Annotated in this window: 21 protein-coding genes; 12 read left to right on the plus strand and 9 right to left on the minus strand. The window is 60.8% G+C overall.

Annotation, left to right across the window (positions count from 1 at the left end):
- Positions 1 to 910: 910 nt before the first annotated feature.
- Entirely contained in the window at positions 911 to 2392 is a 1482-nt protein-coding gene (locus SM766_RS14115; RefSeq protein ID WP_368948182.1) for a methyl-accepting chemotaxis protein, read from the plus strand.
- Positions 2393 to 2493: 101 nt separating this feature from the next.
- Here SM766_RS14115 and SM766_RS14120 read toward each other — a convergent pair whose 3' ends face one another.
- From SM766_RS14120 to SM766_RS14135, 4 genes are all read right to left on the minus strand, one after another.
- The gene (locus SM766_RS14120) at positions 2494 to 3573 is read right to left on the minus strand and encodes a sensor histidine kinase (RefSeq protein WP_368948183.1); all 1080 of its coding nucleotides are present in this window, start codon (positions 3571 to 3573) and stop codon (positions 2494 to 2496) included.
- A 26-nt stretch (positions 3574 to 3599) separates the two neighbouring features.
- A complete protein-coding gene (locus tag SM766_RS14125; RefSeq protein WP_065272853.1) occupies positions 3600 to 4046 on the minus strand; it encodes a response regulator in 447 nt (148 codons plus the stop codon).
- A 1-nt stretch (position 4047) separates the two neighbouring features.
- Positions 4048 to 6420 carry a sensor histidine kinase gene (locus SM766_RS14130; RefSeq protein ID WP_368948184.1) on the minus strand — a complete coding sequence of 791 codons (2373 nt, stop codon included), beginning with the start codon at positions 6418 to 6420 and terminating at the stop codon, positions 4048 to 4050.
- A gap of 148 nt (positions 6421 to 6568) precedes the next feature.
- Complete coding sequence (locus tag SM766_RS14135) at positions 6569 to 7318, minus strand: response regulator (protein WP_274830175.1); 750 nt, start codon at positions 7316 to 7318, stop codon at positions 6569 to 6571.
- Between the two features lie 703 nt (positions 7319 to 8021).
- Between SM766_RS14135 and SM766_RS14140 the strand changes: the two genes are divergently transcribed.
- The 3 genes from SM766_RS14140 (at position 8022) to SM766_RS14150 (ending at position 10757) form a co-directional block, all read left to right on the plus strand.
- On the plus strand, positions 8022 to 9089 hold the full coding sequence (locus SM766_RS14140) for a Hint domain-containing protein (protein WP_368948186.1): 1068 nt from the start codon (positions 8022 to 8024) through the stop codon (positions 9087 to 9089).
- Positions 9090 to 9358: 269 nt separating this feature from the next.
- Complete coding sequence (gene rpsD / locus SM766_RS14145; RefSeq protein ID WP_065272856.1) at positions 9359 to 9979, plus strand: 30S ribosomal protein S4; 621 nt, start codon at positions 9359 to 9361, stop codon at positions 9977 to 9979.
- Between the two features lie 205 nt (positions 9980 to 10184).
- Positions 10185 to 10757, plus strand: a complete 573-nt coding sequence (locus tag SM766_RS14150) for a PA14 domain-containing protein (RefSeq protein WP_065272857.1) — start codon at positions 10185 to 10187, stop codon at positions 10755 to 10757.
- 51 nt (positions 10758 to 10808) lie between these two features.
- Here the strand turns inward: SM766_RS14150 and SM766_RS14155 are convergent, their stop codons facing one another.
- The gene (locus SM766_RS14155) at positions 10809 to 11270 is read right to left on the minus strand and encodes an Lrp/AsnC family transcriptional regulator (RefSeq protein ID WP_368948187.1); all 462 of its coding nucleotides are present in this window, start codon (positions 11268 to 11270) and stop codon (positions 10809 to 10811) included.
- Between the two features lie 103 nt (positions 11271 to 11373).
- Between SM766_RS14155 and SM766_RS14160 the strand changes: the two genes are divergently transcribed.
- The 4 genes from SM766_RS14160 to SM766_RS14175 all read left to right on the plus strand — a co-directional run bounded on the left by SM766_RS14160 (position 11374) and on the right by SM766_RS14175 (position 15774).
- A complete protein-coding gene (locus tag SM766_RS14160; protein ID WP_368948188.1) occupies positions 11374 to 12798 on the plus strand; it encodes an aminotransferase class V-fold PLP-dependent enzyme in 1425 nt (474 codons plus the stop codon).
- Between the two features lie 131 nt (positions 12799 to 12929).
- Complete coding sequence (gene hisC, locus SM766_RS14165) at positions 12930 to 14021, plus strand: histidinol-phosphate transaminase (protein WP_368948189.1); 1092 nt, start codon at positions 12930 to 12932, stop codon at positions 14019 to 14021.
- Positions 14018 to 14938, plus strand: coding sequence for a prephenate/arogenate dehydrogenase family protein (locus SM766_RS14170; RefSeq protein WP_368948190.1), 921 nt, complete (start codon positions 14018 to 14020; stop codon positions 14936 to 14938). Before hisC ends, SM766_RS14170 begins: the two co-directional genes overlap by 4 nt.
- Positions 14935 to 15774, plus strand: coding sequence for an extensin-like domain-containing protein (locus SM766_RS14175; RefSeq protein WP_368948191.1), 840 nt, complete (start codon positions 14935 to 14937; stop codon positions 15772 to 15774). Before SM766_RS14170 ends, SM766_RS14175 begins: the two co-directional genes overlap by 4 nt.
- A gap of 36 nt (positions 15775 to 15810) precedes the next feature.
- Here the strand turns inward: SM766_RS14175 and SM766_RS14180 are convergent, their stop codons facing one another.
- The gene (locus SM766_RS14180; RefSeq protein ID WP_368948193.1) at positions 15811 to 16809 is read right to left on the minus strand and encodes a DUF2125 domain-containing protein; all 999 of its coding nucleotides are present in this window, start codon (positions 16807 to 16809) and stop codon (positions 15811 to 15813) included.
- 69 nt (positions 16810 to 16878) lie between these two features.
- Here SM766_RS14180 and SM766_RS14185 point away from each other — a divergent pair, with 69 nt between their 5' ends.
- From SM766_RS14185 to SM766_RS14195, 3 genes are all read left to right on the plus strand, one after another.
- Positions 16879 to 17409: a gamma-glutamylcyclotransferase gene (locus tag SM766_RS14185; protein WP_368948194.1), complete on the plus strand. Its 531-nt coding sequence runs from the start codon at positions 16879 to 16881 to the stop codon at positions 17407 to 17409.
- 77 nt (positions 17410 to 17486) lie between these two features.
- Positions 17487 to 18674, plus strand: a complete 1188-nt coding sequence (locus SM766_RS14190) for a biopolymer transporter ExbB (RefSeq protein ID WP_065272865.1) — start codon at positions 17487 to 17489, stop codon at positions 18672 to 18674.
- A gap of 3 nt (positions 18675 to 18677) precedes the next feature.
- Positions 18678 to 21032, plus strand: coding sequence for a peptidoglycan -binding protein (locus SM766_RS14195; protein ID WP_368948195.1), 2355 nt, complete (start codon positions 18678 to 18680; stop codon positions 21030 to 21032).
- A 21-nt stretch (positions 21033 to 21053) separates the two neighbouring features.
- Here SM766_RS14195 and SM766_RS14200 read toward each other — a convergent pair whose 3' ends face one another.
- From SM766_RS14200 to gloB, 3 genes are all read right to left on the minus strand, one after another.
- The gene (locus SM766_RS14200; protein WP_368948196.1) at positions 21054 to 22025 is read right to left on the minus strand and encodes a M23 family metallopeptidase; all 972 of its coding nucleotides are present in this window, start codon (positions 22023 to 22025) and stop codon (positions 21054 to 21056) included.
- A complete protein-coding gene (clpA, locus tag SM766_RS14205) occupies positions 22025 to 24349 on the minus strand; it encodes an ATP-dependent Clp protease ATP-binding subunit ClpA (protein ID WP_065272868.1) in 2325 nt (774 codons plus the stop codon). Before clpA ends, SM766_RS14200 begins: the two co-directional genes overlap by 1 nt.
- 180 nt (positions 24350 to 24529) lie before the next feature.
- Positions 24530 to 25303 carry a hydroxyacylglutathione hydrolase gene (gene gloB, locus SM766_RS14210; protein ID WP_368948197.1) on the minus strand — a complete coding sequence of 258 codons (774 nt, stop codon included), beginning with the start codon at positions 25301 to 25303 and terminating at the stop codon, positions 24530 to 24532.
- A gap of 55 nt (positions 25304 to 25358) precedes the next feature.
- Here gloB and SM766_RS14215 point away from each other — a divergent pair, with 55 nt between their 5' ends.
- A complete protein-coding gene (locus SM766_RS14215) occupies positions 25359 to 26105 on the plus strand; it encodes a methyltransferase domain-containing protein (protein ID WP_368948198.1) in 747 nt (248 codons plus the stop codon).
- The last annotated feature ends 314 nt before the right edge of the window (positions 26106 to 26419 follow it).

The raw sequence follows: 26419 nt of genomic DNA on the forward strand, positions 1-26419 counted from the left end.
CTGCTCTTTGATCATCCCGATGATTTGCGCCTCGGTGAAACGGCTCTTACGCATTTGTCTGCTCCTACATAGGTTGGGCAGACTCTACTTCATGGTGAGGGATTTTGCGGGGGGCAGGTCAATGCTCAGCTTAGTCCGTCGAGCTATGCGAACTCGCAACCAAATCCTCAACAGCAAGTATGGCATATCCTGCCCTCTACCATCCAACCGCCAGTTGGCAACGGGAGAGTGGCTTGATCCCTCCGCTTGGCGAGGTCCGTCGAGCCCAGAAACTCGAATGCCCAGTCTGGTTAGAGGGTGGAGAGCAGCGCGGAAGCACTTTTATACCTTTGGCTTGGAGAGGGTCGAGGCTCCGAGTTACATTGCCTATTCAGACTTCACAGAGCTGTTTGATTATTTCCCACCCGCTCCCAAGCTCTGACTGCTCCCCTCACACTGGTCACAGAAACCGCATAGCCCAAGGCAAAGTATCTCCATTCCCGCCACCAGCACCAGTCCCGCCCCAGCAACCGCCCCAGGTTTGGCGACGGGTCGGCTAAGCGGAAGAAAAGACTCGGAAGGCTAGGCTTCCTACCACCCCAGCCATCGGCCCTTTCTCGACAGATTAAGTACTCGGCTCACCCGTTAAGCCCCAAATCGCCACGGTTACGGTCCCGGTTTTTGGGGGAGTGTCGAGGAGGGGTGCACTGTTGCAACGGTTTGGCGCGTTGCGAACCGACCCTGGCCCTGTCATGGGCTAGCACTCTTGCCCGTTCATCCGACCGCATCGCGTTTAAGCTGATCCCGCTCCCGTAATGCGTTCGTAAAATAATAGAAAATTGCATATTTTTAATGGATTTCATTTAGTGAGAGATTGGTGGCCTCGCTTGGGGCCGAATCTTTTAATGTTTTCAGTGGTTGCGAGGCTGTTATGATAAAGGAGCACGAAGAGGCGCTATCGAAGTTTGGCTTTGATGAAGTCGTGAAAAAGTATCTGGTTGAGGGCGGAGAATTGGTTGTTCCGCTGTTGCCTCAGGTTTTGGATCGTTTTTATGGTGTCGTAATGGATGATCCTGAAATGGCGCGTTTTTTTCCAAATCAGGAATTGATGGATCAGGCGAAGCTTGGGCAGCAAAAACACTGGGAGATGTTGTTGTCGGGCGCGTTTAGCGAAGAGTATTTTGCAAGTGCCTATCGGATCGGCCGAATCCACCCCCGCATCGGCTTGCCATTTTTGTTCTATCTTTCCGGCTATGCGCAGGCGGTTTCGCACATTCAGGAGCTTCTTCTGGAGCGGAACCAGGGTATTTTAGGTCTGTTTAGAAGGCACAATGTTCCAAAGATCATAAGCGCCCTGACTCGTGCCTTTTCGCTGGACACCCATCTGGTTCTGGATGCGCATTTTTCTGCCGAAAAGGAAGAGCAGGAAACGGCTTTTGCGCATCTGACGGCGGGTATCGACCGGATGGCGGCGCGGGATCTGACACAGCTTATCCCCGGGCCGGAGGCAAGCGACTACCCTGAGCGCTACGATCCGGTGCGCAAGGCCTTCAATGGGTTGATCTGTACTCAGCGTGATGTGCTGCATACCATCCAGGATGCGGCCTCCCGGTTGAACATTCGCGCCAATGAGGTGGTCCAGTCGGCAGAGGATCTTTCACAGCGTACGGAATCCCAGGCGGCGACTTTGGAAGAAACAGCGGCTGCGGTCGAGCAGATTACCGTGAGCATGCATGCGTCGGCCGATGCGACATCGGAAACCACCAAGATCGTCCATAGCACCAGAGACGGGGCCGCGCGCGGGGGCGAGGTGGTTCAGAGCGCCATTCAAAAGATGCAGGATATCGAGGATTCATCGCATCAGATCTCGCAGATCATCAATGTGATCGATGATATCGCCTTTCAGACCAACCTGCTGGCACTGAATGCCGGGGTGGAGGCCGCAAGAGCGGGGGAAACCGGCAAAGGCTTTGCCGTGGTTGCCTCTGAAGTGCGAGCGCTGGCGCAAAGGTCAGCGGATTCCGCAAATGAAATCAAATCACTGATCAATGTCAGTGCGGGCCACGTGGAGGGGGGAGTGACGCTGGTTAATGATACCGGCGAGGCTTTGACTATGATCCGCGGTGATATTGGCCGGACGGTTGAGTTGACGTCGGAAGTCGCTAATTCAGCGCAGCAGCAATCCACTGGTCTTGGTGAAATCAACGTCGGTGTGTCGCAACTGGATCAGGTGACGCAGCAGAATGCGGCGATGGCGGAACAGGTGACGGCGGCGGCGCTCTCCATGACCGAGGACGTCGGCAGGCTGAACACGCTGATTGGATCATTTGATATCGGAAGGCCGACAATCGGTTGCGCTGAGGCCGAAGCCATGCCGGAGAGCACCTCTGCTGCCAATTTGCGGGCTGGTTGAAGTTTGCTCTGAGCTGCGAACCGGTAACGACAGCCTGAACGGTGGGGCGGGACAGACCCGCCCGCGAACCCTGCTGAGCCTCCCGCTATAGGGCGACGTTCCTAGTCGTCTTCTTCCTCGGGGCGCTGTTTGATTGTGAAATGTATCGTGGTGCCGACGTCGGTATCGGCGGCGCACCAGATTTCTCCATCATGGCGTTCGGCGATCTTGCGACAGGTGGCAAGGCCAAGCCCGGTGCCTGGCAATTCTTCGGTTTGCTGCAGACGGCGGAAGGGTTCGAAGATTTTGTCGCGGAAATCTTCCGGCACCCCGACGCCATTGTCCGCTACCGTGAACTGGATCCCGTTTGGAATTTCGGCGGCAGAGACTGAAATGACCGGGCTGGAAGGGCCAGCGTATTTGATCGAGTTCCCGATCAGGTTCTGCAGCAGCTGCGCGACCTGCGGCGCGATGCAATCCACCGACAGCCCGTTGGCCTTCCAACGCACCTCGGCGCCGCTTTCCGAAATATCCTTGGCCAGAGCCATCTGGGCGCGTTCAAAAAGGTTTTCCACGGACACCTTCTCCTGGTTGGAAGGGCCATTCAGGTTGATGTGGCTGGCAAGACTTTCGATCAGCTCGGACATGCGCCTCACCGAAAGTTTCATCATTTCGAATTCCCGGGCCACCTCATCCATATTGCCGCTCTCGAAATCCTCGATGATCTGTTCGCTCAGAAACTCGATGGCGCGGACGGGGGCCCGCAGGTCATGCACCAGAACATCTGAAAACAGGCTCAGCTCCTGCCGGTGTTCTTCCAGTTTCCAGCGCATCTTGGAGAGCTTTATGCCGTTTTCGATCATCCGGTTCAGCGCCGTTTCGGTCATGATCGATTTTGGAATGTAATCCGAGGCGCCTTGCAGAATGGCGCTCTTGGCGATTTCCTCGTCTCCCTGGCCGGTCATCAGGAAAATCGTCGCCTTTGGCCATGTCTTTGAAAAATGTTCCAGAAGCTCCAGACCGGACATGCCGGGCAGCAGGTAGTCCAGGAAAATGACATCGATGTTGTCTTCCGTGTAATCCAGCGCCGCCTGTCCGTTGCTTGCTTCCCGGAATGACCGCTTTCCCGCCGGAGCCCGCAGCAGCCTTCGGACCAGCTTGCGATCACCTTCATCATCGTCCACGATCATAATGTCGAGCATTTGAAAATTTTCCTTTTGTGCCTGCTCTAAATTTCCGGAATTTCGACGACGCGCCAATAGTTGTCCAAGGTTGTCATCAGATCCAAGAACATATGTCCGGCGCGGGCTTTGACAATATAACCTGCAACATTGTTCAGATAGGCCATTTCAATATCACGTTCATCATCCGATGTGGTCAACATAAAAATAAGCGTTTTGCGAAGCTGAGGGTCCTCTCTGATTTTGCCCAGTAATTCTAAACCATTCATGCGCGGCATATTAATGTCGCATAAAACGACAAAGGTTTTGGGGGGTGTGGTTTCCAGATTTCCACGCAAAAACGCCAGCGCCTCTACCCCATCTTTGAAACGGGTAATCGGATTTGCAATCTTCGCTTTCTTAAAGGCGCGTCGCAAGGCTTTGGCGTCGCCATCATCGTCTTCGACTAGCACGATATTAAGCGCTTTTTCGGATTGGAGGGCGACGGTGTTCATATCAATTCTCCAACGATGTGGTGTCCGGCCCGGTGGGCCAGTGCAGGATAAAGGTTGTGCCGGATTTGCCGTCCGAGTCGATCTTGATCGTGGCGCCGACCAGCCCGGCATGTTTCTTGACGAAGGCGAGCCCCATGCCGCTGGTTTCGACCTCGTCACGGGGTTTCAGGGTCTGGAATATTTCGAATACCTTCTCCTGGTATTCCTGCGGAATGCCGGGGCCATCGTCGGCGACCCGGAACTCAATCTCTTCGGGGCGGTGCGTCAGGTCTATCCAGACGTGCCCATCGGATTTGTCATGATGCCGTATGGCATTGCTGATCAGGTTGAGGAGAACAATCTGCAAGGGAAGGCGCTGAACCTTGATCTGGTCGAACGCGTCGCAGAACTGCACTGTGAGGCCCTCGGGTATGTCCAGAAGGTCGGTCAGCTCCTCGCGCAACTCGGCTCCGGTCACGGAGGTGCTGCTCGCCTTTTCCCGGCCAATCCTGGAATGCTGCAACAGATCGTCCAGCAAGCGCTCCATTCTGGTGGCGCGGTTTTGCAGCAGGTCCAGGCTTTCCTGGGTGTCTTCGGTCAGATGCGGGGCAAGATCTTCGGCCAGCCATGAAGCGGCATTGTTGATCACCCGCAGTGGCGCCTTGAGATCGTGCGACGCGACGTAGGCGAATTGGTCCAGTTCCGCATTGGAACGTTTCAGGGCGCTGATCAGGCTGTTCACCTTTTCATCGGCGGCCTTTTGCGGGGAGATGTCGCGGATCATCCCGATGTATCTTGATCCGCCGGAATAGACTGCGTGGCTGACCGCAATGCCAAGCGGGATCTGGCTGCCATCTTTGCGGACGCCGAAGATTTCGCGGTTCTTGGCCATCTGTTTAGGGTGCCCGGTGAGCAGGGAGCGCGCCACGTGAAGATGGTGTATGTTCGCATCTGCTGTGGGCATCAGCATGGTCACATTCTGGCCCACGACCTCTTGCGCGGTATAGCCGAACAACTCTTCCGCAGCAGGGTTCATATCCTCGACTGTGCCATCGGCATCGATGGTGATGATCCCGTCCGCTGCGCCGTTGAGGATGGCATCAAGCCGGTTCGCTTCCTCAATTCTGGTATTGATCATTTCCGAAAAGCTGAGCGCGAGATCGGAAACCTCATCATTGCGGCTGGTTTCGAAATCCACCGGTTCCGCGCTTTGAATCTTGCTGCGGATTTCGTGGTTGAGCCGGGTCAGGGGGGAGAGCAGGCGCGATGCGGGAAAGGAGGCTGCTAGCGCTGCCATCGCGGCCAGCAGCATCGACAGGCCGGCGGTTGCGCGCAGCTCCTGAAATGCGGGGGCAATCAGGATCTCATGCGGGGCGATGGTCAGAATGTTCAGCCGGAACGGCGTCGCGTTCTGTTGTCCCAGCACGGCCGAGAGATATCCCATGTCATTTGATCCGGTTTCAAAAAACGCTCCTTCATCGTTGGACGTAAGCCGGTCGGAATAGGGCGATGGCTGCCAGTCCGGATCCTGATGAAAGGCGAGTGGAGAGCTTTGGGCTTCGCCGTGATAGGAGATGTAATCGAAGTTGTTGCTGACCGCGTAGACCTGAAACCCGGGGGCAACAGAGAGTTCGGCGCTCTGCAGTAGGGGTTCAGCGTCGGCGTTGATGACGATCGCACCAAAGATGTCCCCGTCGCTGTCCTGCAGCGGTCGAACCACCCGGATGGTGGGCGGCCCAACGACGCGGCCGTTTTCCCGGTTATAGGTTACTTCTGAAAAATACACTTCGCTGACGCCACGCTCTTTGATGGGCTGCAGATAGGGCTCATTTCCCTTGATCTGGAGTTCGCCAGCGGGGACGACGATCAGCTCCTCGTCAATGCGGTTGACCCGCACCAGTTCCTTCCAGTTGCCTTCTTTCACCAAGAGCCGGACTTGCGAATATTTCGGCCTTGTCCCGAGGAATTTCAGGAAAATGTCCGATACGCTCTCGGTCCAACCCTCGGTGGATCGGGCAGCGCTGGCCCCCGGAACGTTGGGCTGTTCGTCGCTGAACCGCACCGCGCTGGGTTGTGTGGCAGTGGGTGGTGTCACTGTGGTCTCGGTCTGGTCGGGCGCAGGGGCAGTGGCTGTCCGCGTCAGCCCTGCGAGGCCGACCGCCTGCGGGACAGAGGCGAGAATTCCAGTATCCAGCTCCATCATGTAGAGCACGCTGTCGATCCGCTGTGCGTAGATGTCGCCGGCCCGCTTCATGCGTTCGCGGGTGGCTGTTTTTACCGTTTCCAAGGAGTGGAAATAGCCATAGGCGGAAAAGATCGTCAGTGCCAGCCCAGTGGACAACAGGACAACCAGGGCTATCCGCGTTCGCAGTGTGACGCGCCTACGGTGTGGCATCGGGGCTCTCGTTCGTTAGCTTATGTCTCGCGTTGGTCGCTCCGGGAATTGTATCCGGGCAAACGGGTGTTTATCGGCCAGGTACCGCCTTGGCACTGCACTGCAGGCGCGCAAGAATCCAAATTAGCGGAACAGGGCTTGATGCATATTATTTGCTGATCAAGGGCCGCTTGCGCACGGGCACGCCGCGGGCTGCAGCCACCACGCTCACCAGATCATCGACGAGTACCGTCAGATCCTTGCAGCCACGTTCCAGCAGCGTGAAGTTCGACAGGATGACCGGATCCAGGGTCTGGTCTGCTTTCTCGATCGCTTTCAGGCCGCGCAGGGTGGCCAGGGTCTTGCTCAGGATCTCACGCATTTCCGGGCCGCAGGTCAGCATGAACCGCTCGATCACTTCGCCAACCGAGCGCTGGAAGGCCTGTGCTCCTGACAGGGCGGAAAACAAAATGCGCCGCTCGATTGCGGACGTCACGGATTTGATCAGCGCTGAGACTGTCAGCTCTTCCTTGACGATGTAATCCGCGCAGCCGTTTCGCATCGCCTCGACCGCGGTATGGTGGGAGGTGACGCTGGTCAGCATGATTGGGATTGCGTCGGCCTGGTCTTCATGGGCGATCAGCGCCTTCAGCGCATCCAGCCCGGTTTCCATGCCCAGATTATGATCAAGGAACACAATATCGAATGTGTTCTGGTCCAGTTCCCGGCGCATGTCGGCGACGGTCGCGACCTCTGTGAACTCGATCTGCAGTCCTGCCTTCTTGCAGGTTTTGATCAAGCGCAATCGGTCGATCGGATCGTCATCCAAAGTCAGCGCAGTCAAAGGTTGCTGTGCTTCCTGAGGGACCTCTTCAGGCACTGTGGAACTGATGGTTTCTTCGTCAATGTCATTCGTCATACCGGATCACCTTCTAACTAACATCGGGGATCTATGGCACTTCAGATCGCCCGGGAGTGGGCTTGGCCGACGTTCAACCCCTGACACACATTGGGGTACCCTGTCACTATTCGCCACAGTGGCTAACAATCTGTAAAACGCGCTGCGGCGGCGGGTGGCCGTAAGCAGGGTATTCTGGAGGGGTTTTCGCTGCAGGGCAGTAGATTTTCCTATCCATTTTTTTGACAATTGGCAGGGCATTGAAATCGCTCAAATTATTCGCGTTAAAGGGGAGGGCGCGGGCTTTGTGTCGCGTCAGAAACCGCGCATCCCGAAGGTTCTAGGCGCCATCTGATGATAGAGCATCAGTAAAGTTTAGGTGGCGCAAAAACTGCAATAAAAATGGTAGTTTGCGGGAGTTTTATCTTGGATCGGCGAAGGAAAATCAGACAGAAATTTTGACCTTTTGGTATCTCTTACTGGGCTGGCGCATGGCACGCCGCCCCGGACAGGATATCCAGCCGGGCAGGGGGAGAGAATGACCGGTGAGAACTGGCGGCTTCTGCGGTAGGTTGTGCGGTGCCATCATGGCACTCACGATGAATTTGTGGCTTTGCTGCCGCTGTGTAGGCAAGGATAGTCGGCGGCCGGACTTTGACCTTTCACTGGACAACGGCCATTGGTACGTTCTGCACAATAACAAAAACCGAGGCAGGCAAGAGCAATGAAAACGGGCTTTACTGGCACGTTTGTCATTTCTTGGTCGCAAACAGAATTGGACGGTCTGGCGTCCGCGCCGACCGATGCCCTGAGGATCGGGGCGGCCTGGTCGTGGCATGGGGACAGCCTGCGCCTGGACGGGCCGACGGAGTTGTTGCGTCTGGAAGTGGCAGAGGGTGAAACGGATCTGCGGCGCAGGGCCGCGCGGTCGGTGCGCAGGCTGGTGGGCGCTGCCCTGGACACCGGCGCAGTCCCCGAAGCAGAGGATCAGGCGGATGCGGTTCCGGACAGGGGCTTTGTCGTCACCGATGGGATCCGTCAATACACCGCGACGCTGATCGATGTCGGGGCTGGCAGGCTGCCGCTGCTGATGTTTGTGGATGAGCTGCCGCCGCGGGATGCGGAGCTGTGGGTTGTGCACCTTTCACTGTATGTGGGGCAGAGGGCGCAGCCGCAGAATGGCGCCGACACAGGATTGATCTGTTTTACACCCGGGACCCTGATCGACACGCCCGGCGGGACATGTCCGGTTGAACGGCTCAGCCCGGGTGATCTGGTACAGACCCGTGACAACGGTCCCCAGGCAATCCGCTGGATCGGTGCACGCCGGATGAGCGGTGCCCGCCTGTTCGTCTACCCCGCACTGCGTCCGGTGCGTGTGCGCGCTGGGGCGCTGGCGTTGGACCGCCCCGAAGAAGACCTTCTGGTCTCCCCGGAACACCGCCTGCTGCTGCGGGGCGCACGCGTGCAGGCGCTGTTCAACACGCCCGAAGTGCTGGTGGCCGCGCGAGACCTGATCAACGGGGCCAGCGTTGCCCCGGATACCCAGCTGCGCGAAGTGACCTATATTCACCTGTTGTTCGAAGAGCATCAGGTGCTCTGGGCAAATGGCGTGGAAAGCGAAAGCTTTCATCCGGCCAATGCCTCTCTTAGTGCCTTGTCGGAAGGGGATCGGCAGCGGCTGCTGACCCTGTTGCCGGGGATTGATGAAAATCCGCTCGACTATGGCGCCTTTGCCCGCCGCAACCTGACCGCATCTGAGGCCGCAATCCTGCGGCACGAGGCGGCCTAGGCCGTTTCGCTCCCTGAATGGCAGAAACCGTTGTCCGCAGGTGTTGACACGGGCGGGGCTGCCTGTATAAGCGCGGCTTCATTGGTGTTGGTGGCCCCCGCAAGGGGATCCCTGTCATGCCGCAAGGCAAGAGGACAACGCCCTTTATAGCCGCCGTTTGCCCGGCTGCGTTCTGGCTGATCTGGTTTGCTGGGCTTGCGTCTGCAATCCGAAAAGTGGGAACCGGTTTTCGGATCAAATTGCGGAGCCATAAATAAAGGAGATCAGCCGTGACCAAACGCACGTCTGCCAAGTACAAAATCGACCGCCGCATGGGCGAAAACATCTGGGGCCGTCCGAAGTCCCCGGTCAACCGTCGTGAATATGGCCCCGGTCAGCACGGTCAGCGCCGCAAGGGCAAACTGTCCGATTTCGGCATCCAGCTGCGCGCTAAGCAGAAGCTGAAAGGCTACTACGGCGACCTGACCGAAAAGCAATTCCGCCGCATCTACGGTGAAGCCGAGCGTGTCAAAGGCGACACCGGTGAAAACCTGATCGGTCTGCTGGAGCGCCGCCTGGACGCCGTCGTCTACCGCGCCAAGTTCGTGCCGACCGTCTTTGCTGCCCGTCAGTTCGTCAACCACGGCCACGTTCTGGTCAACGGCCAGCGCGTCAACATCCCCTCCTACCGTGTGAAAGAGGGTGACGTGATCGAGGTCCGTGACAAGTCCAAGCAACTGGCCGTTCTGCTGGAAGCCACTCAGCTGGCCGAGCGCGATGTTCCGGATTACATCGAAGCCGACCACTCCAAAATGAAAGCCACCTTCGTGCGCACCCCGTCCCTGGGCGATGTCCCGTACCCGGTGATGATGGAGCCGAACCTGGTCGTCGAATTCTACGCCAAAAACTAAGTCGGATCCCTTTCGGGATTTGCGCAGGGGCTGCCTTCGGGCAGCCCCTTTTCCATTTTGGCAGTCGTTACGACCCGCCGCTACCAACTTCACGCGGCGAAATGGTGCTGAGCGACCGATTCTCATTTGTCTATTTGGCGTATCCAGTTGTAGGCTTGGGGCCGAGCATTGGGAATGCGCAGCCCATCAGACTGAGGTGACCAAGATGAGAACAGTATTCGGCACGTTTCTGGCCGCAGCTTCAATGACACTGGCAACGGCCCTGGCAGCTGCGCCTGTCAAGCTGCAACCAGCAGATCCGCAGCCGGGTAGCGTCCGCTCCGGTCTTGCTGTGCGTTATGCCTATCCGCAGGACGTACGCACCCTGTCCGAGGCTTCGGCGGCGTTGAAACAGGGGTCCGAAGCCGGGCGCCCGCTGAAGGGCCTTGATCATCGGGATACCAACGAAGGCGACATCACCCTAACGTCGAAACAGGCCCAGCACGTGGTAGCCCGGATCACCGGCTATGTCCGCTTTGACAAACCCGGCGTCTACAATATCGATTTCCTGACCAATGATGGGCTGCGGGCGAAAATCGGCGGGCAGATCGTTGGTCAGTTCGATGGGCGGCAGACCTGTGACAGCACCGTCATGACCGAAGTCGAGGTGCCGGTAGCCGGATGGTATCCGCTGGATGCCTTGTATTTTCAGCGCCTTGGCACGGCTTGCCTTCACATGCGCATGGGCGCGGAAGGCGCGCGGATGAAGTGGATGCCTGACGCCGCCTTCGGCCACTGATCGCACCGGGCCCTTCCTGCCTTCCTGCGCCCTGAGCGATCACCCGGTGAGTCACAGGGGCAGGGGGCGTCCTTCGGCGATGGCTTCCATCGCGAAATAGGAGGTGACGCTGTCCAGCTCCACCCCCGCGATCAGGCGCTGGTAGACCTTGTCGTAGCTGGCCATATCTTCGGTAACAACTTTCAGTTGATAGTCGTAATCTCCGCCGATGCGATGAAAATCCACCACTTCGGGGATGGTCAGAACGTGCCTGCGGAAGGTCTCCAGCCAGTCCGCAGAATGGTGGCGCGTGCGCAGCATGACAAAGACCACCAGATCCAGTCCCAGTTTCGCGCGGTCAATCCGCGCGGTTGCCCCCTGTAGCACGCCGTTGTCATTCAGCGCCTTTAGCCGCCGCCAGCAGGCATTCTGCGATAGGCCAACCTTTTCGGCGAGTTCCCGTTGTGACAGGCTGGCATCCCCCTGAAGGCAGCGCAGGATGGTGCGATCAATATGATCTAGATTGTTAGTCATTTGGCGATCATATGACACAAATTTGTGTGCCGTCAACCAAAATTAGGCGGAGTATTTCCAGTTCCAGAGGGTCAAGTTTCTGTGGTGAAGAGCGGAGAAACAGATGATCCTTGCCACCATAAAACAAACCCTGAAGGATGCGGCCCGCGAAGGGCGTCTGGCAGATGAGCTGATCGGTGAGGGCGTGCAGATCCCCGGCGCCGATGGAATGGTACCGCTGGTCTACGCCGATTATGTCGCCTCTGGCCGGGCGTTGCGGTCGGTCGAGGATTTCGTCGTCTCCGACGTTCTGCCCTTTTACGCCAATTCCCATACCGAGGCCTCTTATTGCGGTGCCCATATGACCCGCCTGCGCCGCGCGGCGCGCGCGGAAATCGCGCGGATCACCGGGGCAAAACAGGAGGATGCGGTGATCTTTGCCGGGTCGGGGGCCACCGCTGGTCTGAACCGACTGGTCAGCCTGCTGGGCGTGAATGAGGCCCGCGCGCCAGTGGTCTTTATCGGCCCTTATGAACACCACTCCAATATTCTGCCCTGGCGGGAGAGCCGCGCAACAGTCGTGGAGATCCCCGAAGCGGCGGAGGGCGGGCCTGATCTGGAGGTCCTTCAGGTGGCGTTGAGCGAATATGCCGCCTGCGATCTGAAGATCGGCAGTTTTTCGGCGGCCTCGAATGTGACCGGCATCCTGACCGATGCGGATGCGGTCAGTGATCTGCTGCATGCCCATGGCGCGCTTGCGGTCTGGGACTGCGCCGGGGGCGGGCCCTATCTGCCGATCGACATGGGTGGCAAGGGGGGCGCGCGCAAGGATGCCGTGGTCGTCTCGCCGCACAAGTTTCCCGGTGGGCCCGGTGCATCGGGCGTGCTGATCGTGAATGGCAATGCGGTGCGCCGCAAATGCCCTTCTTGGCCCGGGGGCGGCACGGTCAGCTTTGTCTCGCCTTGGGATCATGCCTACAGCGCGGATCTGGCTGCGCGTGAAGAGGCGGGAACACCGAACGTGATCGGTGATATTCGCGCTGCGCTGGCGTTTCTGATCAAGGAAGCCGTGGGTGAAGCTGAAATCGCCCGCCGGGAGGCCCGCTTCGGCGCCATGGCGCGGGAGGGCTGGCAGGGCAATCCGCAGCTGACCCTTTTGGGCCATCCGACTGCGCCGTGCCTGCCGGTGTTTTCCTTCACTGTCCGAGGGGCTTCGGGGCGGCCTGTGCACCAGCAGCTGTTCACCCGGATGTTGAGCGACTTTTATGGCATTCAAGCGCGGGGCGGCTGCGCCTGTGCAGGTCCCTATGCGCATCGGCTTCTGGATATCGATGCGCAGGATTCAAACGCGCTGTTCGCGGATCTTCAGGCCGGAAAGGAGCTGCGCAAACCCGGCTGGGTGCGGCTGAATTTTTCCTACCTGATGCGGGATAAAACCGCGCGATACATCATCGACAGCGTCAATGATCTGGCCCTTCGGGCCGAGGATCTGGCTGCGCGATACGAGGCGGACCCGGGGACCGCGCGGTTCCAGCCAAGGGCAGCCTGATCAGGCCAGGGTCGGCGACCACAGGACGACAGGCGGCGCAAAAAGCGCACTGCGTCTGTTGAGGGCATCTTGCGGCTTTTCGATTGCGTTGTGCGCAGGTATGAACGGGGCGGAACCAAGGAGTCCCTCTTATGACCCAGATCACACCGCAGCCCGGAATTATGGACATCGCCCTTTATCAGGGTGGGGCTGCCCATGTGGATGGGGTGAGCAACACGGTAAAGCTCTCCTCGAATGAGAACCCTCTCGGCCCCAGCCCGCGCGCCATCGAAGCGATGCGCGAGGCTGCGGCGACGATGCATCGCTATCCGAGCTCGGATCATGCTGAGCTGCGCGCCGCCATTGGTGAGGTGCATGGGCTGGACCCGGCGCAGATCATCTGCGGTGCTGGCAGCGACGAGATCATCGCCTTTCTGTGTCAGGCCTATGTGGGGCCGGGGGACGAGGTGCTTTATACCGAGCACGGTTTTGCCATGTATCGCATCAGCGCGCAGGCGGCAGGGGCGACCCCGGTCGAGGTGCGTGAGAATGAGCGGGTGACCGATGTGGACGCGCTGCTTGCAGGCTGCACCGAGCGGACCAAGTTGGTGTTTATCGCCAACCCCAATAACCCCACGGGCACCATGATCGGCGCGGCCGATGTGGCGCGTCTGGCCGATGGCCTGCCAAAGGGCGCGCTGCTGGTGCTGGATGGCGCCTATGCCGAATATGTCGAAGGCTTCGATGCAGGCGCTTCGCTGGTGGCCGAGCGTGACAATGTGTTCATGACCCGCACCTTCTCCAAGATCTACGGGCTGGGTGGTGCGCGCATCGGCTGGGGCTATGGCCCGAAGGAGATCATCGACGTTCTGAACCGCCTGCGTGGACCGTTCAATGTCTCGACCACCGCGCTGGCCGCGGCAGAGGCTTCGGTGCGGGATACCGATTATGTCGACCACTGCCGCGCGGAGAACGCCAAATGGCGCGGTTGGCTGGCCGAGGCACTGGCTGAACTCGGGGTGCCCTCGGATACGTCCTGCACCAATTTCATCCTCGCGCGCTTTGCCAGCCAAGCCGAGGCTGAGGCCTGTGATGATTACCTCAAGGCGCAGGGGCTGATCGTTCGGCGGGTGGCGGGCTACAACCTGCCCAATGCGCTGCGCATCACCATCGGCGACGAGGCCGCCTGCCGTGCCGTTGCTGCTGCCGTCAAGGCCTTCAAGGCCGGGCAGGGCGCAGCATGAGCGCGCCAGTCTACAACCGAGTCGCGCTGATCGGGCTGGGGCTGATCGCCTCTTCGATGTTCTGGGCGATGAAGCGGGCCGGTCTGGCGGGTGAGGTCACGGGCTATGCTCGCAGCGCCGAAACCCGGGACACCGCCCGGCGCATCGGGCTTTGTGACCGCGTCTGCGACAGCGCCGCCGAGGCTGTGGAGGGCGCCGATCTGGTGGTCCTTTGTGTGCCGGTCGGTGCCATGGGCGCGGTGATGCAGGAAATTGCGAGCGTGCTGAAACCCGGCGCCACGGTGTCCGATGTTGGCTCGGTGAAGGCCCATGTGATCGAGGCTGTCGCGCCGCATATCCCCGATGGCGTGCATTTCGTCCCGGCGCACCCTTTGGCGGGCACCGAGCATTCCGGGCCCGAGGCAGGCTTTGCCGAACTGTTTGATAATCGGTGGAGCCTTCTGGTTCCCGTCGAAGGCACCGACCCCGATGCCGTGCAGCGCCTGCGCGAGCTGTGGGAGGGGATGGGCGCCAATGTCGATGAGATGGATGCGGATCACCACGATCTGGTGCTGGCTGTCACCAGCCACGCGCCGCACCTTATTGCCTATACTATGGTGGGGGTTGCTGACGATTTGCGCCGCGTGACCGACAGCGAGGTGATCAAATATTCGGCTGCTGGTTTCCGGGACTTTACCCGGATCGCAGCCTCGGACCCGACCATGTGGCGCGATGTGTTCCTGACCAACAAGGACGCGACGCTGGAAATCCTGGGCCGTTTCACCGAGGAGCTTTTCGCCCTGCAAAGGGCGATCCGCACCGGCGACGGGGAGCATCTGCACCAATATTTCACCCGCACCCGCGCCATCCGCCGCGGGATCATCAAGGCCGGGCAGGATACGGATGCACCGGATTTCGGACGGGCAAAGAAGACATGATCGCCCGGGCTGCTTTTGCGCTGGGCCTTTTGTTGGCCGATGCCGCCGCTGCAACGGCGCCCGAGGCGTCCTTGCGTCCGGCCGGGCGCCCGGCAGGCATTGCAGCCTCACCGGGCCCCGAGCTTGAGGTCTCTACCTTGGCTGGGCCCGAGCTGATGCGACCACAAGGGCGGCCGATGTCAGAGCAAACCTTAGCCGTGGCGGCGCTGGGTGTGGTCACGTCGCCCGATGTCGGGCCGGGCAGTTCGTTGCGCCCCAGCTTGCGCCCCGATGCCATTGTTCAGCAGGTGCTGTTCAAGCGGCGCAAGCTGCGTAAAACCTCGGTCTGCGGGGATATCGATATTCAGGGAGAGCCGGTTGGCTCTGTCGTCGGCTCTCTACCGGGCTGCGGTGCGAAATCGGCGGTCCGAGTGTCCTCGGTCGCGGGTGTGCAGCTTAGCAAGAAATCGGTGATGACCTGCGATATGGCGAAATCGCTGAACCGCTGGGTCAAACGGGACGTGGAAAAGGCATTTGGCCGCCGCAACCGCGTAGTGTCGCTGCGAGTGGCTGCGCATTATTCCTGCCGCACACGCAACAACCGTCCGGGCGCGCGCATCTCGGAGCATGGCAAGGGCAAGGCGATCGATATTTCCGGCTTCACCCTGGAAGATGGTGAGACGATAACCGTTCTGGAAGGCTGGCAGAAGCGGCGCACCCGCAGGAAACTGCGCAAGATCTGGAAGGCGGCTTGTGGGCCCTTTGGCACGGTACTAGGGCCTGACGCGGATCGTTATCACAAGGATCACTTCCATCTGGATGTGGCGCGCCACCGGGGTGGATCCTACTGCCGCTGACCAGGTCAGACCCATGAGGGATGCCGACAGGCTCCTTCAGTAGAGCGTGATACGCGGAGCGGCGCCCAGTGGCAGAGGGCCAAGGTACATCTGCCCGTCGGTGATCGACAGCGCAATGTCGAGGTCCTGTTCGCGGCCATGCATCTGAGCCAGCAGCCCCAGGATCCGTTCGGTGCCACTGCGCAGGCGGGCGGGGAGCAGGCCGGAGCGTTCTGCAAGCCGTAGCAGGCCACGCCAATTCTCTGCCCTGATATCCACCTTGCCGCTCATCCGGCCAGCCTCGTCCACATCCACGCTGCCATTGGCCCGCAGTGCAAGGGCGCCCCAATGCGCCTCTGCCTGCGTCAGGGTGATCCGGCGCGGTTGCGGGCGGCGCAGTTCCAGCACGCGTCGGTCCCATGCGGTGTCAAAAAGGACATCCGCCGCGAGCGTGACATCGGTCAGGCTGGGTGGCAGCTCTTCGGCTGAGATCAGCATCCGTTGCAATCTGCCGCGGGGGGTCAGCGTCTCTGCCCGGGCCGAAATGCGATAGCTCTCCGTGTCCCCCGTTCGGGTCATGTCCAGGGCAAAGGCAGGGGCGGATAGCAGGACCTTACCCGCCCGCGATATCTTCCACTCTGCCGCCTGCAGTGACATCCGTTCCAGTGACATGGCTGATCCGGGCGCGAGCTGCAGGTCCGCCTGCATGTCCGCAGCCTGCAGGACTCCTGTCTTATCATAGTGTGACAGGCGCTGCGGGGCGGGGGGAAACTGCAGCGTCACCTCCTGCGGCTTCAGGGGCAGGCTGTAGAGGCTGATCCAATCCGCGCTCCAGGCGGCGCCAGTGCCGGGGTCGGCCAGCGTTGGATGCAGGATGCGCGTCCGGTGGGCTGTCGGGAAACCGGAACTTTCCAGCGCAGCGTATTCCGCCAGCCAACCCTGCCGCTCCTGCTCATTGAACCATTGGGCAATACCGCTGCGCAGGCCCCAGGCGCTGGCGGCCCAATACAGGCTCCACACCAGCCCGGCAGCCACCAGAAGTTTCACAACGCGCATGCCAAAGACCCTCTTTTGCCCGGAGCAGATTTGCTGTTTACAGACAGGGATCAGAAAGGACCAGTTGTCATGACCATGTGGGTGTTCGGATACGGATCACTGTTGTGGAACCCGGGATTTCCCGTCGCGCGCCGCGAGATCGCGACGCTGCAGGGCTATGCGCGCTCCTTCTGCATGAGTTCGGTTCACCATCGCGGCACTGAAGAGAAACCGGGTCTGGTTCTGGCACTGGATGAGGTCGCCGGGGCACATTGCACGGGCCTTGCTCTGGCGGTGGAAAACGGCGCTGAAACCGAGACGCTGGATTATCTGCGCGAGCGTGAGCTGATCTCCTCGGCCTATGTCGAGCGGGATCTGGAGGTGGAGCTGCACACCGGGGATTTCGTCACTGCGGTGACCTATGTGATCGATCCCCATCATGTGCAGTATTGCGGCGGGATGAGCCTCGAGGAACAAGCCCGGATCATTGCCCATGCGGTGGGCGGACGGGGCCCCAACACCGAATACCTCTATAATACAGCAAGCCATCTGGCAGAGATCGGGCTGAATGATGAAGATCTGGACTGGCTGGCGGGGCGCGTGCGGCAGATCACAGCATAAAGCCTTGGCCTTGCACTCTCTTTCCCTGTAGGCTTCAGGCGCGACACGAGCACTGAAAGAGGCAGGAGCCCCTTAATATGGCGCAGCCAGACGGTAAGATCAGGCCCCAGTTTTCCCAACCGGTCCGACAGGTCATTCTGATGCTGATTGCATTGGGGCTTGCCGGGTTTGGCGCCTTTGTTGCGCTGCCACGTGTACTGCCGGTGTTTCAGGCCAACCCCTGGCTCAACGGGTTTATCCTTTTCGTCTTTGTGATCGGGGTGCTGGCCTGTTTCTGGCAGGTCGTGCAGCTGATCGGCTCGGTGCGCTGGATCGAAAGCTTTGCCGGCGGCGGCAGCCGCGGCGAAGACCGGCCACCGTCGATGCTGGCGCCGCTGGCCTCGCTCTTGCGGTCGCGGGGTGCGCGGATGCAGCTTGGCTCTTCCTCGACCCGCTCGATCCTGGATTCCGTGGCAACGCGGATCGATGAAGACCGGGAAATCACCCGCTATATCGTCAACCTTCTGATTTTTCTTGGCCTTTTGGGCACGTTCTATGGTCTGGCGACCACGGTTCCGGCGGTTGTAGATACCATTCGCAGCCTTGCCCCGCAGGAGGGCGAAGAAAGCCTGACCATCTTTAACCGGCTGATGACGGGGCTTGAGGCGCAGCTGGGCGGCATGGGTGTTGCTTTCGCCTCTTCCCTTCTGGGGCTTGCCGGGTCGCTCATCGTCGGCCTTTTGGAGCTTTTTGCCGGGCACGGCCAGAACCGGTTCTATCGCGAGCTGGAAGAGTGGCTGTCCTCCTTTACCCGGGTCAGCTTTTCTTCGGGCGAAGATGGGGCCGGGGACAGCGGGATCGTCTCCGAGGTGCTGGATACAATGGCCGAGCAGATGGATGCCCTGCAGGGCATGTTCGCCGAAACCGCACAGGGCCGCGTCGCGGTCGAGGAAAAACTCTCGCAGCTGGTCGATAGTATCAACGACATGAACCAGCGTCAGGAACAGAATGAAACGCTGAGCGCGGCCTTGGAGCGGGTGGCTGTCGGGCAGGAAACCCTGACCGAGATCATGCGCGCCCATGGCGACGTGGGCCTTGATGCCGAAAGCCGCATGCGGCTGCGCTCGATCGACGTGCAGATGCTGCGCATCCTTGAGGAAATTTCGGCCGGTCGACAGGAAAGCCTGGCCGAATTGCGCAAGGATATCGACCTGATGGTCAAGGCCTTTGCACCGCCACGGGGCGGCCAGCGCGCAGCCAAGGCCGCCTCTCAGGACGAGGGTTGACCCATGGCCCTGTCCCGGCGCACTGGGCAACGGTTCCAGGCCTCGATCTGGCCGGGCTTCGTCGATGCGATGACCGGGCTTTTGCTGGTGCTGATGTTCGTGCTGACCATTTTCATGGTGGTGCAATCGGTGCTGCGCGAGACCATCACCGGACAGGAAAGCGAGCTGGACGAACTCTCGTCCGAGGTACAGGCGCTGGCCAATGCGCTGGGGCTTGAAGAACGTTCGAACAATCTTCTGACCGCCCGGCTTGGCGCGCTCACCGCAACGCTGAGCACGACGCAGGACGAACTTCAGCAGGCCGAGGGACAGATTGCCGAGCAGAAATCGCTGATTGCGTCGCTCACCTCTGAACGGGACGCGCGGGTTGCCGATCTGGAGGCCGCGCGTAGCCGCATCACTGCCTTTGAGGCGCAGGTAGCCGCCCTGATCGCCGATCAGGAGGCCGCAACGGCGGAAATCGCGGATCTGAGCGCGGAGCGGGAACAGCTGGAGGCGGACAGGGCTGAGTTGCTGAGCGAGCAGGAAGCCTTGAACCTGGCGCTGGCGCAGGCGCGTGATGAAATCGATGCCGGTGTCGAAGCGGCGAGGCTGGCTGCGGCCCGGCGCGAGGCGCTGGAGGCGATGATCGCTGATTTGCAGGCGGAAGGCACGGCGCAAGAGGCTCAGCTGGCCGATCTGAAAGATCAGCTGAGCGAAGAAGAAACTGCCCGTCTGGCCGAAGCCGCGGCGGCTGAGGCCCTGCGCAAGAAACTGGAAGACGCTGACGCCGAACTGACCGCCATGACCCTGTCGCTGGAGGCACAGCGCCAGCGGGCCGAGGATACGCTGACCCTTCTGGCCGCCGCCGAGGCTGCCAAGGCGCAGCTGGACAGCCAGTTGGAAGAGGCGCTCGCCACGCTGGAAGCCGCCCGCGCGCAATCGCGGGAACGGGACGAATTGGCCGAGCGGCTGACCCGGGTTCTGGCGCAGATGGAGGTCAGCCAGTCCGAGGCCGAGGCGCGGGTCAGCGCCCTTGAGGCGGAACTTGACCGGGTGCGGACCGATGCCGACACAACCCGCGCCAGTCTGACTGCAGATCTGCAGGCCGCCCGGCAAGAGGCCGCCCGCACCCGTGACGAGTTGGAAGCGGAACTGGCGCGGCAGCAGGCGGCCTCGGTCGAGACGCGATCACAGTATGAAGACCAGCTTGCCCAGCTTCAGGCAAACCACGCCAAAGCCCGGGCGGATCTGGAAGCGGCGCTGAGCGCGGCCGAAGACCAGGCCGAAGCAGAGCGGCGTGCCTTGGAACAACGGCTGGCCGAGGTCCGGGCGGATGCTGCCAGCCTGCAGGCCGGGCTTGAGGCACAACTGCAGCAGGCCCGCGCTGATCTTGCCGCTGCCCGCAGCGCTGCCAGTTCCACTGCAGAGGACCGGGCTGCGGTGGAGCAACGTCTGCTGACTGCGCTGGAAGCACTGGAAAACGCCCGCGCGGCGGCCAGCGATACGGATGTGCTGCAACAGCGCTTGCTTGCTGCGCTCAATGCCCAGAAGGAGGCGGAGACCAGCGCCGAGGGGCAGCGCAACCTTGCAGAGGAACGCGCCGCGCTGCTGGCGCAGGCCCGCGCAGCACTTGCCGATCAGAAACAGCTATCGACCAAGGCGCAGCGCGAGGCGGCACTGCTGAACCAGCAGATCGCAGCCCTGCGTGAACAGCTGGGCAGCCTGCAGGCCATTCTGGACGATTATCAGGCGCGTGATGCAGCGCAGCAGGTGCAGTTACAGAACCTCGGTCAGGATCTGAACGCCGCGCTGGCCCGCGCCGCCTCGGAAGAGCGCAAGCGCCGGATACTGGAAGAGCAGGAGCGCAAGCGGCTGGAGGCTGAGGCGGCAGCTCTGGCCGACAAGGCGCAGGATCTGGAGCGCTACCGGTCGGAGTTCTTCGGGCGGCTGCGGGATGTTCTGGGCAGCCAGGACGGTGTGCGGATCGAGGGTGACCGTTTTGTCTTTGCCTCCGAGGTGCTGTTCGCTCCGGCAAGCGCCGAGCTGTCGGAGGCGGGCAAGGCGGAAATCGCCAAGGTTGCCCGTATCCTGCAAAGCGTGGCCGCTGCGATCCCGCCAGAGATCAACTGGATCATCCGGGTCGATGGCCATACCGACAACACGACCCTTCTGGGGCATCCGAAGTTCAAGGATAACTGGGAGCTTAGCCAGGGGCGGGCACTGTCGGTGGTGCGCTACATGATTGATGCGCTTGGCATTCCGCCGGGGCGGCTGGCGGCGAATGGGTTTGGCGAATATCAGCCCGTCAACACTGCCGACACGCCAGAAGCCCGCGCCCAGAACCGGCGGATCGAGTTGAAGTTCACCGAACGCTAGGGCGGGGCGAAAGGGCGCGGATCAGTCGATCCGGATCGGCTGGATGATCCGGTCCACTTCTGCCCCGTCGCGCATCAACCGGGCAATCCCGGTATAAAGCCCGGCAGGCCAGGCTGCCCGGCGCAGACGTTTGCCCGCAGCGCGGAAGAATTGCGCCTGATCCTTTTTCAGAGTGGCCTTCTGATCGAACATTTTGCCGCCCGGTCCGTCAATGGTGAGGGTAAGGGTGTCGCCCTCCCGTCCACCAAAGGCATAGGCCCAGAACACCATCGCAGGCGCATCCTTTGCCAGCATCTCTCCCTTCGCCGCAGTGGCGCCGGATTTGATCGCGTCATAGGCTGGAACACCGGTGCTGAACCCGGCACCGAGGAATCCACCAGCCTCATAAGCAACTGGCTGCGCCCACAGGGAGGCGCCGGATGCGGTGCCGCAGGCGGCGCTGCTATCTGGCTGGAAGGGGTCGACAACGGCGCCATCCTTGCGCAGCGACAGATGCAGGTGCGGGAATTGCGTCTTGCCGGAGAGGCCAACCTCGCCGAGGGCGGTTCCAGCGGGCACCCGGTCGCCCTTGGCGACGCGGAGCGAGCCGCGCTTCATATGACAATACTGGGTTTCCCAGCCGCCCGCGTGGCGCAGCACCAGACCGTTGCCGCATTCCCGGTCCTTGATCTCGGAAGCGTTTGCCTTCGTCGCGTATTGATCCGGCATGCCATCGCGCAACCCTGCAACGATCCCGTCTGCGGCGGCACGCACCGTGACGCCGGTCTGCATGTCCGAAAGGTAGGGCAGAGCGATATCCGTGCCCTTGTGCCCGTCATAAGTCAGGCCGTTGCAGGTGAAGTCCTGCGCCCCGGGGCCGGGATCCCGGTCGACGTATTGCTGAATGTGGCAGCTGTCGCCCAGCACGCAGTCGATGGGCCAGTCCAATGCGAAATCGCCCGCCGCAACGGGTGCGGCGAGCGATGAAAACAGCGCGAAAAGCGTGCGATACATTATTCTGCGGTCAGCAGCGGCGGCTTGTTACCGGAAATCCGGGGCTTGCCCGGGCCTTCAAGGCGCAGGTCGATCTTGCCGTCCTTGATGCCAACCTTGACGAGACCGCCCTTGGTCAGCTTGCCGAAAAGTAGTTCCTCGGCCAGCGGTTTCTTGATGTACTCCTGAATGACCCGGCCCAGAGGACGCGCACCCATCTTGTCGTCATAGCCCTTCTCGGCCAGCCATTCGGCAGCCTTGCGGGTCAGTTCGATCGACACGTTGCGGTCCATCAGCTGCGCCTCAAGCTGCAGTACAAATTTCTCGACAACCTGCAGAATGACCTCTTTGGGCAGCGGCGCGAAGGAGATCACCGCATCCAGCCGGTTGCGGAACTCCGGGGTGAAGGTCCGCTCGATAGCGGCGGTGTCTTCGCCCTCGCGGCGGTCGCGACCAAAGCCGATGGCGGCCTTGGCCATATCCGAGGCACCGGCGTTGGAGGTCATGATCAGAACCACGTTGCGGAAGTTCACGGTGCGGCCGTTGTGATCGGTGAGCTGCCCGTTATCCATCACCTGCAACAGGATGTTGAAGACATCCGGGTGCGCCTTTTCGATTTCATCCAGCAGCAGCACGCAATGCGGATGCTGATCGACGCCATCGGTCAGAAGACCGCCCTGATCAAAGCCGACATAGCCCGGAGGCGCGCCGATCAGGCGGGAGACCGCGTGTTTCTCCATGTATTCCGACATGTCAAAGCGCAGCAGTTCCACACCCAGCGTATCGGCCAGCTGTTTGGCGACCTCGGTCTTGCCGACACCGGTGGGGCCCGCAAAGAGGTAGTTGCCGATGGGCTTTTCCGGCTCCCGCAGGCCTGCGCGCGCCAGTTTGATGGCGCTGGACAGCGCGTCGATGGCATCGTCCTGACCGAAGACAACGCGTTTGAGCGATTTCTCCAGATCCTTGAGCACCTCTGCATCGTCCTTGGACACGCTCTTGGGCGGAATGCGGGCGATCTTGGCGACGACGGCTTCAACCTCTTTGACGCCAATGGTCTTGCGACGCTTGTCTTCGGGCACCAGATGCTGTGCGGCGCCGGCCTCATCGATCACGTCGATGGCCTTGTCCGGCAGTTTGCGGTCGTTGATGTAACGCGCCGACAGCTCCACCGCCGATTTGATCGCATCGGTGGTGAATTTGACGCTGTGGTGTTCCTCGAAATAGGGTTTCAGGCCCTTCAGGATTTCGATGGCGTCTTCGACCGTGGGTTCGTTCACGTCGATCTTCTGGAACCGGCGCGACAGGGCGCGGTCTTTTTCAAAGTGTTGACGGAACTCCTTGTAGGTGGTGGAGCCCATGGTGCGCAGCTTGCCGCCCTGAAGCGCAGGCTTCAGCAGGTTAGAGGCATCCATGGCGCCGCCAGATGTGGCGCCAGCGCCGATCACCGTGTGAATCTCGTCGATGAAGAGAACCGCGTCGGGGTGTTGTTCCAGTTCGGTCACAACCGCTTTCAGGCGTTCCTCGAAATCACCGCGATAACGGGTGCCGGCCAGCAGGGCGCCCATGTCGAGCGAATAGATGGTGGTCTCGGAGAGAACCTCCGGCACCTCACCCTGCACGATCTTGCGCGCCAGACCTTCGGCGATGGCGGTCTTGCCAACGCCGGGATCACCAACCAGCAGCGGGTTGTTCTTGCGGCGGCGGCACAGCACCTGAATGCAGCGCTCCACTTCATGGCTGCGGCCGATCAGCGGATCGATGTCGCCTTCGCGGGATTTCGCGTTGAGATCGACGCAATACTTGGCCAGCGCGCTTTCTTTATTTTCGCCCTCGGCGGCCTGCGGCTGTGGTTCTTCTTCAGCCTCGTGAGCGCCGGAAACTGGGCGCGGTTCGCCAAATGCGGGATCCTTGGCAACACCATGGGCGATGAAGTTCACCGCGTCATAGCGGGTCATGTCCTGATCCTGAAGGAAATAGGCCGCGTCGCTTTCGCGCTCGGCAAAGATCGCAACCAGCACGTTGGCCCCGGTGACTTCGGTGCGGCCCGAGCTTTGGACATGGATCGCAGCCCGCTGGATCACCCGCTGGAATGCCGCGGTGGGCACCGCTTCGGAGCCGTCAATATCGGTAACCAGGTTCGACAGATCCTCATCCACGAATTCCACCAGGGCCGTTCGCAATTCGCCGAGGTCGACGCTGCAGGCGCGCATTACGCGGGCTGCGTCGGGTTCGTCCAGCAGCGCCAGCAGCAGGTGCTCCAGCGTTGCGAATTCGTGTCGCCGCTCATTCGCCAGCGCCAGCGCTGCGTGAATGGCTTGTTCCAATGTGCTCGAGAATGAAGGCACGGGCGTGCTCCTCTGTCTTGGGTTGAGGGGGGCGGGGCGGCGTATTTACCATCCTTCCCCACTCTCAACCATGGCCTCATAGTATTAGAGTTTGGTTGATAGACCGCCGGCTTCAAGCGCTTTCTTTTATTTTTCGGTCACATTTCTTGTTGCTAAGCCGGAAATGATACACGCCAGAGGTCAGAAATTGTCCTTTCTGCGCCGGATTTCTGTAAAGACATCAACGTCTTCAGCGTTCTGCATGGCCATAGATTCCTTAACGCTGGAAAGATGGGCACGCAGGAAGGGATTTGTGTCCAATTCCAGTTGCAGCGTGGAGGGCACGGTTGGCTCGCCCGCCGCGCGGGCGGTGTCGATCTGCGCGATGCGGGTCTTTAGGGCGTCGTTGTCCGGGTCGATCGTAATGGCAAAGGCGGCATTGGCCTGGGTGTATTCATGGCCGGAATAAACCACGGTTTCGGGAGGCAGAGCGGCAAGGCGAGACAGGCTGTTCCACATCTGCTCGGGCGTGCCTTCGAAGAGGCGGCCACAGCCAAGCGCCATCAGGCTGTCAGCGGTAAAGACGGCGTTGCTGTCCGGGATGTAAAAGGCGATGTGGCCAACGGTGTGGCCGGAAACATCCAGCACCTTAACCTCGTGACCGAACAAATCGAAGCTTTCACCATCCTGTACAGCGCGATCCAGATCTGGCAGCCGGTGCGCATCTGCCGCCGCGCCGGTCACCGAGGCGCCAAAGGTGCTGCACAGCTCCTTGGTCCCGTCGATATGGTCCCAGTGGTGATGGGTCAGCAGGATCTCGTCCAGCCCCCATCCGCGCTTCTTCAGGGCGGCGGTGATGGCGGCAGGATCCGGAGCGTCAACCAGTGCGGTGCGCCCCGATGCGGCGTCATGCAGCAGGAAGGCGTAGTTGTCAGAGAGGCAGGGAACGGTGACGATCTCAAGGGGCATGGTCATTCGCTTTTTCATTGTTAGACTGCCCCCAGAGTGACCCAAGCAGCAGGCGCCCGCAATGCATCTTGATGTTCAGGATCTGAGGAACTTCTACTACCGCAGTACCCTTGGCCGGGCCGCGCAGGCGGCAATCCGGGCGCGCCTGTTGCAGATGTGGCCCGATGCGACGGGGCAGACTGTTGTGGGCTTTGGCTTTGCCGCGCCGCTGCTGCGTCCCTATCTGTCGGATGCGCGGCGGGTGATGGCGATGATGCCGGGGCCGCAGGGGGTGATGCAATGGCCGGCGGGCATGCCGAATGTTTCGGTTCTGTGCGAAGAGGTCAGCTGGCCTATCGAAACCGGGCGCGTCGACCGGTTGGTGATGCTGCACGGGCTGGAGACCTCTGAACGCCCGTCGGATCTGCTGGAGGAAGCCTGGCGCGCACTTGGCCCCGGCGGGCGGGCGATTTTCATCGTCCCGAACAGAGCAGGGTTCTGGGCGCGGTCGGATAAAACCCCCTTTGGCTATGGGCGCCCCTACACGCTGACACAGCTGGAAAACCAGCTGCGGCTGCACCAGTTCACCATCGAGCAGCATACGGCGGCGCTTTACCGACTGCCGAGCTCCCGGCGGTTCTGGCTGAAATCCGGAGCGCTGCTGGAAAAGATGGGGCGGCGCTTGCCGGCGGTGCTGGCAGGGGGGGTGATCCTGGTCGAGGTCAGCAAGCAGACCCATCAGCAAAAGGGGCTGATGACCCGCGTCAAACGCAGCAACCCGATCCGGGTGCTGGAAGGGCTGTCGAACCCGGTGGCCGAACCGGCCTGACCCGCGCCCTGTCCCCCGTGCCGATGGCCGCAGCCATGCACAGGGCGCAATGCTAACGGTGATTCCCGCAGGTGCCCTGCCGGGGGCGTGGCGTGCTCATTCTGCGGCAAAACTGCACGAAGGGGGAACAAATGCCGTTTTTTGACCCTCAGGAATCGCAATTCGATGAAGAACTTGTTCATTTTTTGTAGCCTGTTGCGGGGGCAAAGGGCCGCAGTTCAGCTAAGGTATTGAAAACACTTAACTCGGTCATTTTGCCGTTACCGTTATAGGCAGTTGATAGGTTGGGAACGCTCTGCTACATCCACGCTGAT

It is taken from the genome of Pseudophaeobacter sp. A-200-2, assembly GCF_041008815.1.
Classification (GTDB): domain Bacteria; phylum Pseudomonadota; class Alphaproteobacteria; order Rhodobacterales; family Rhodobacteraceae; genus Phycobacter; species Phycobacter gallaeciensis_A.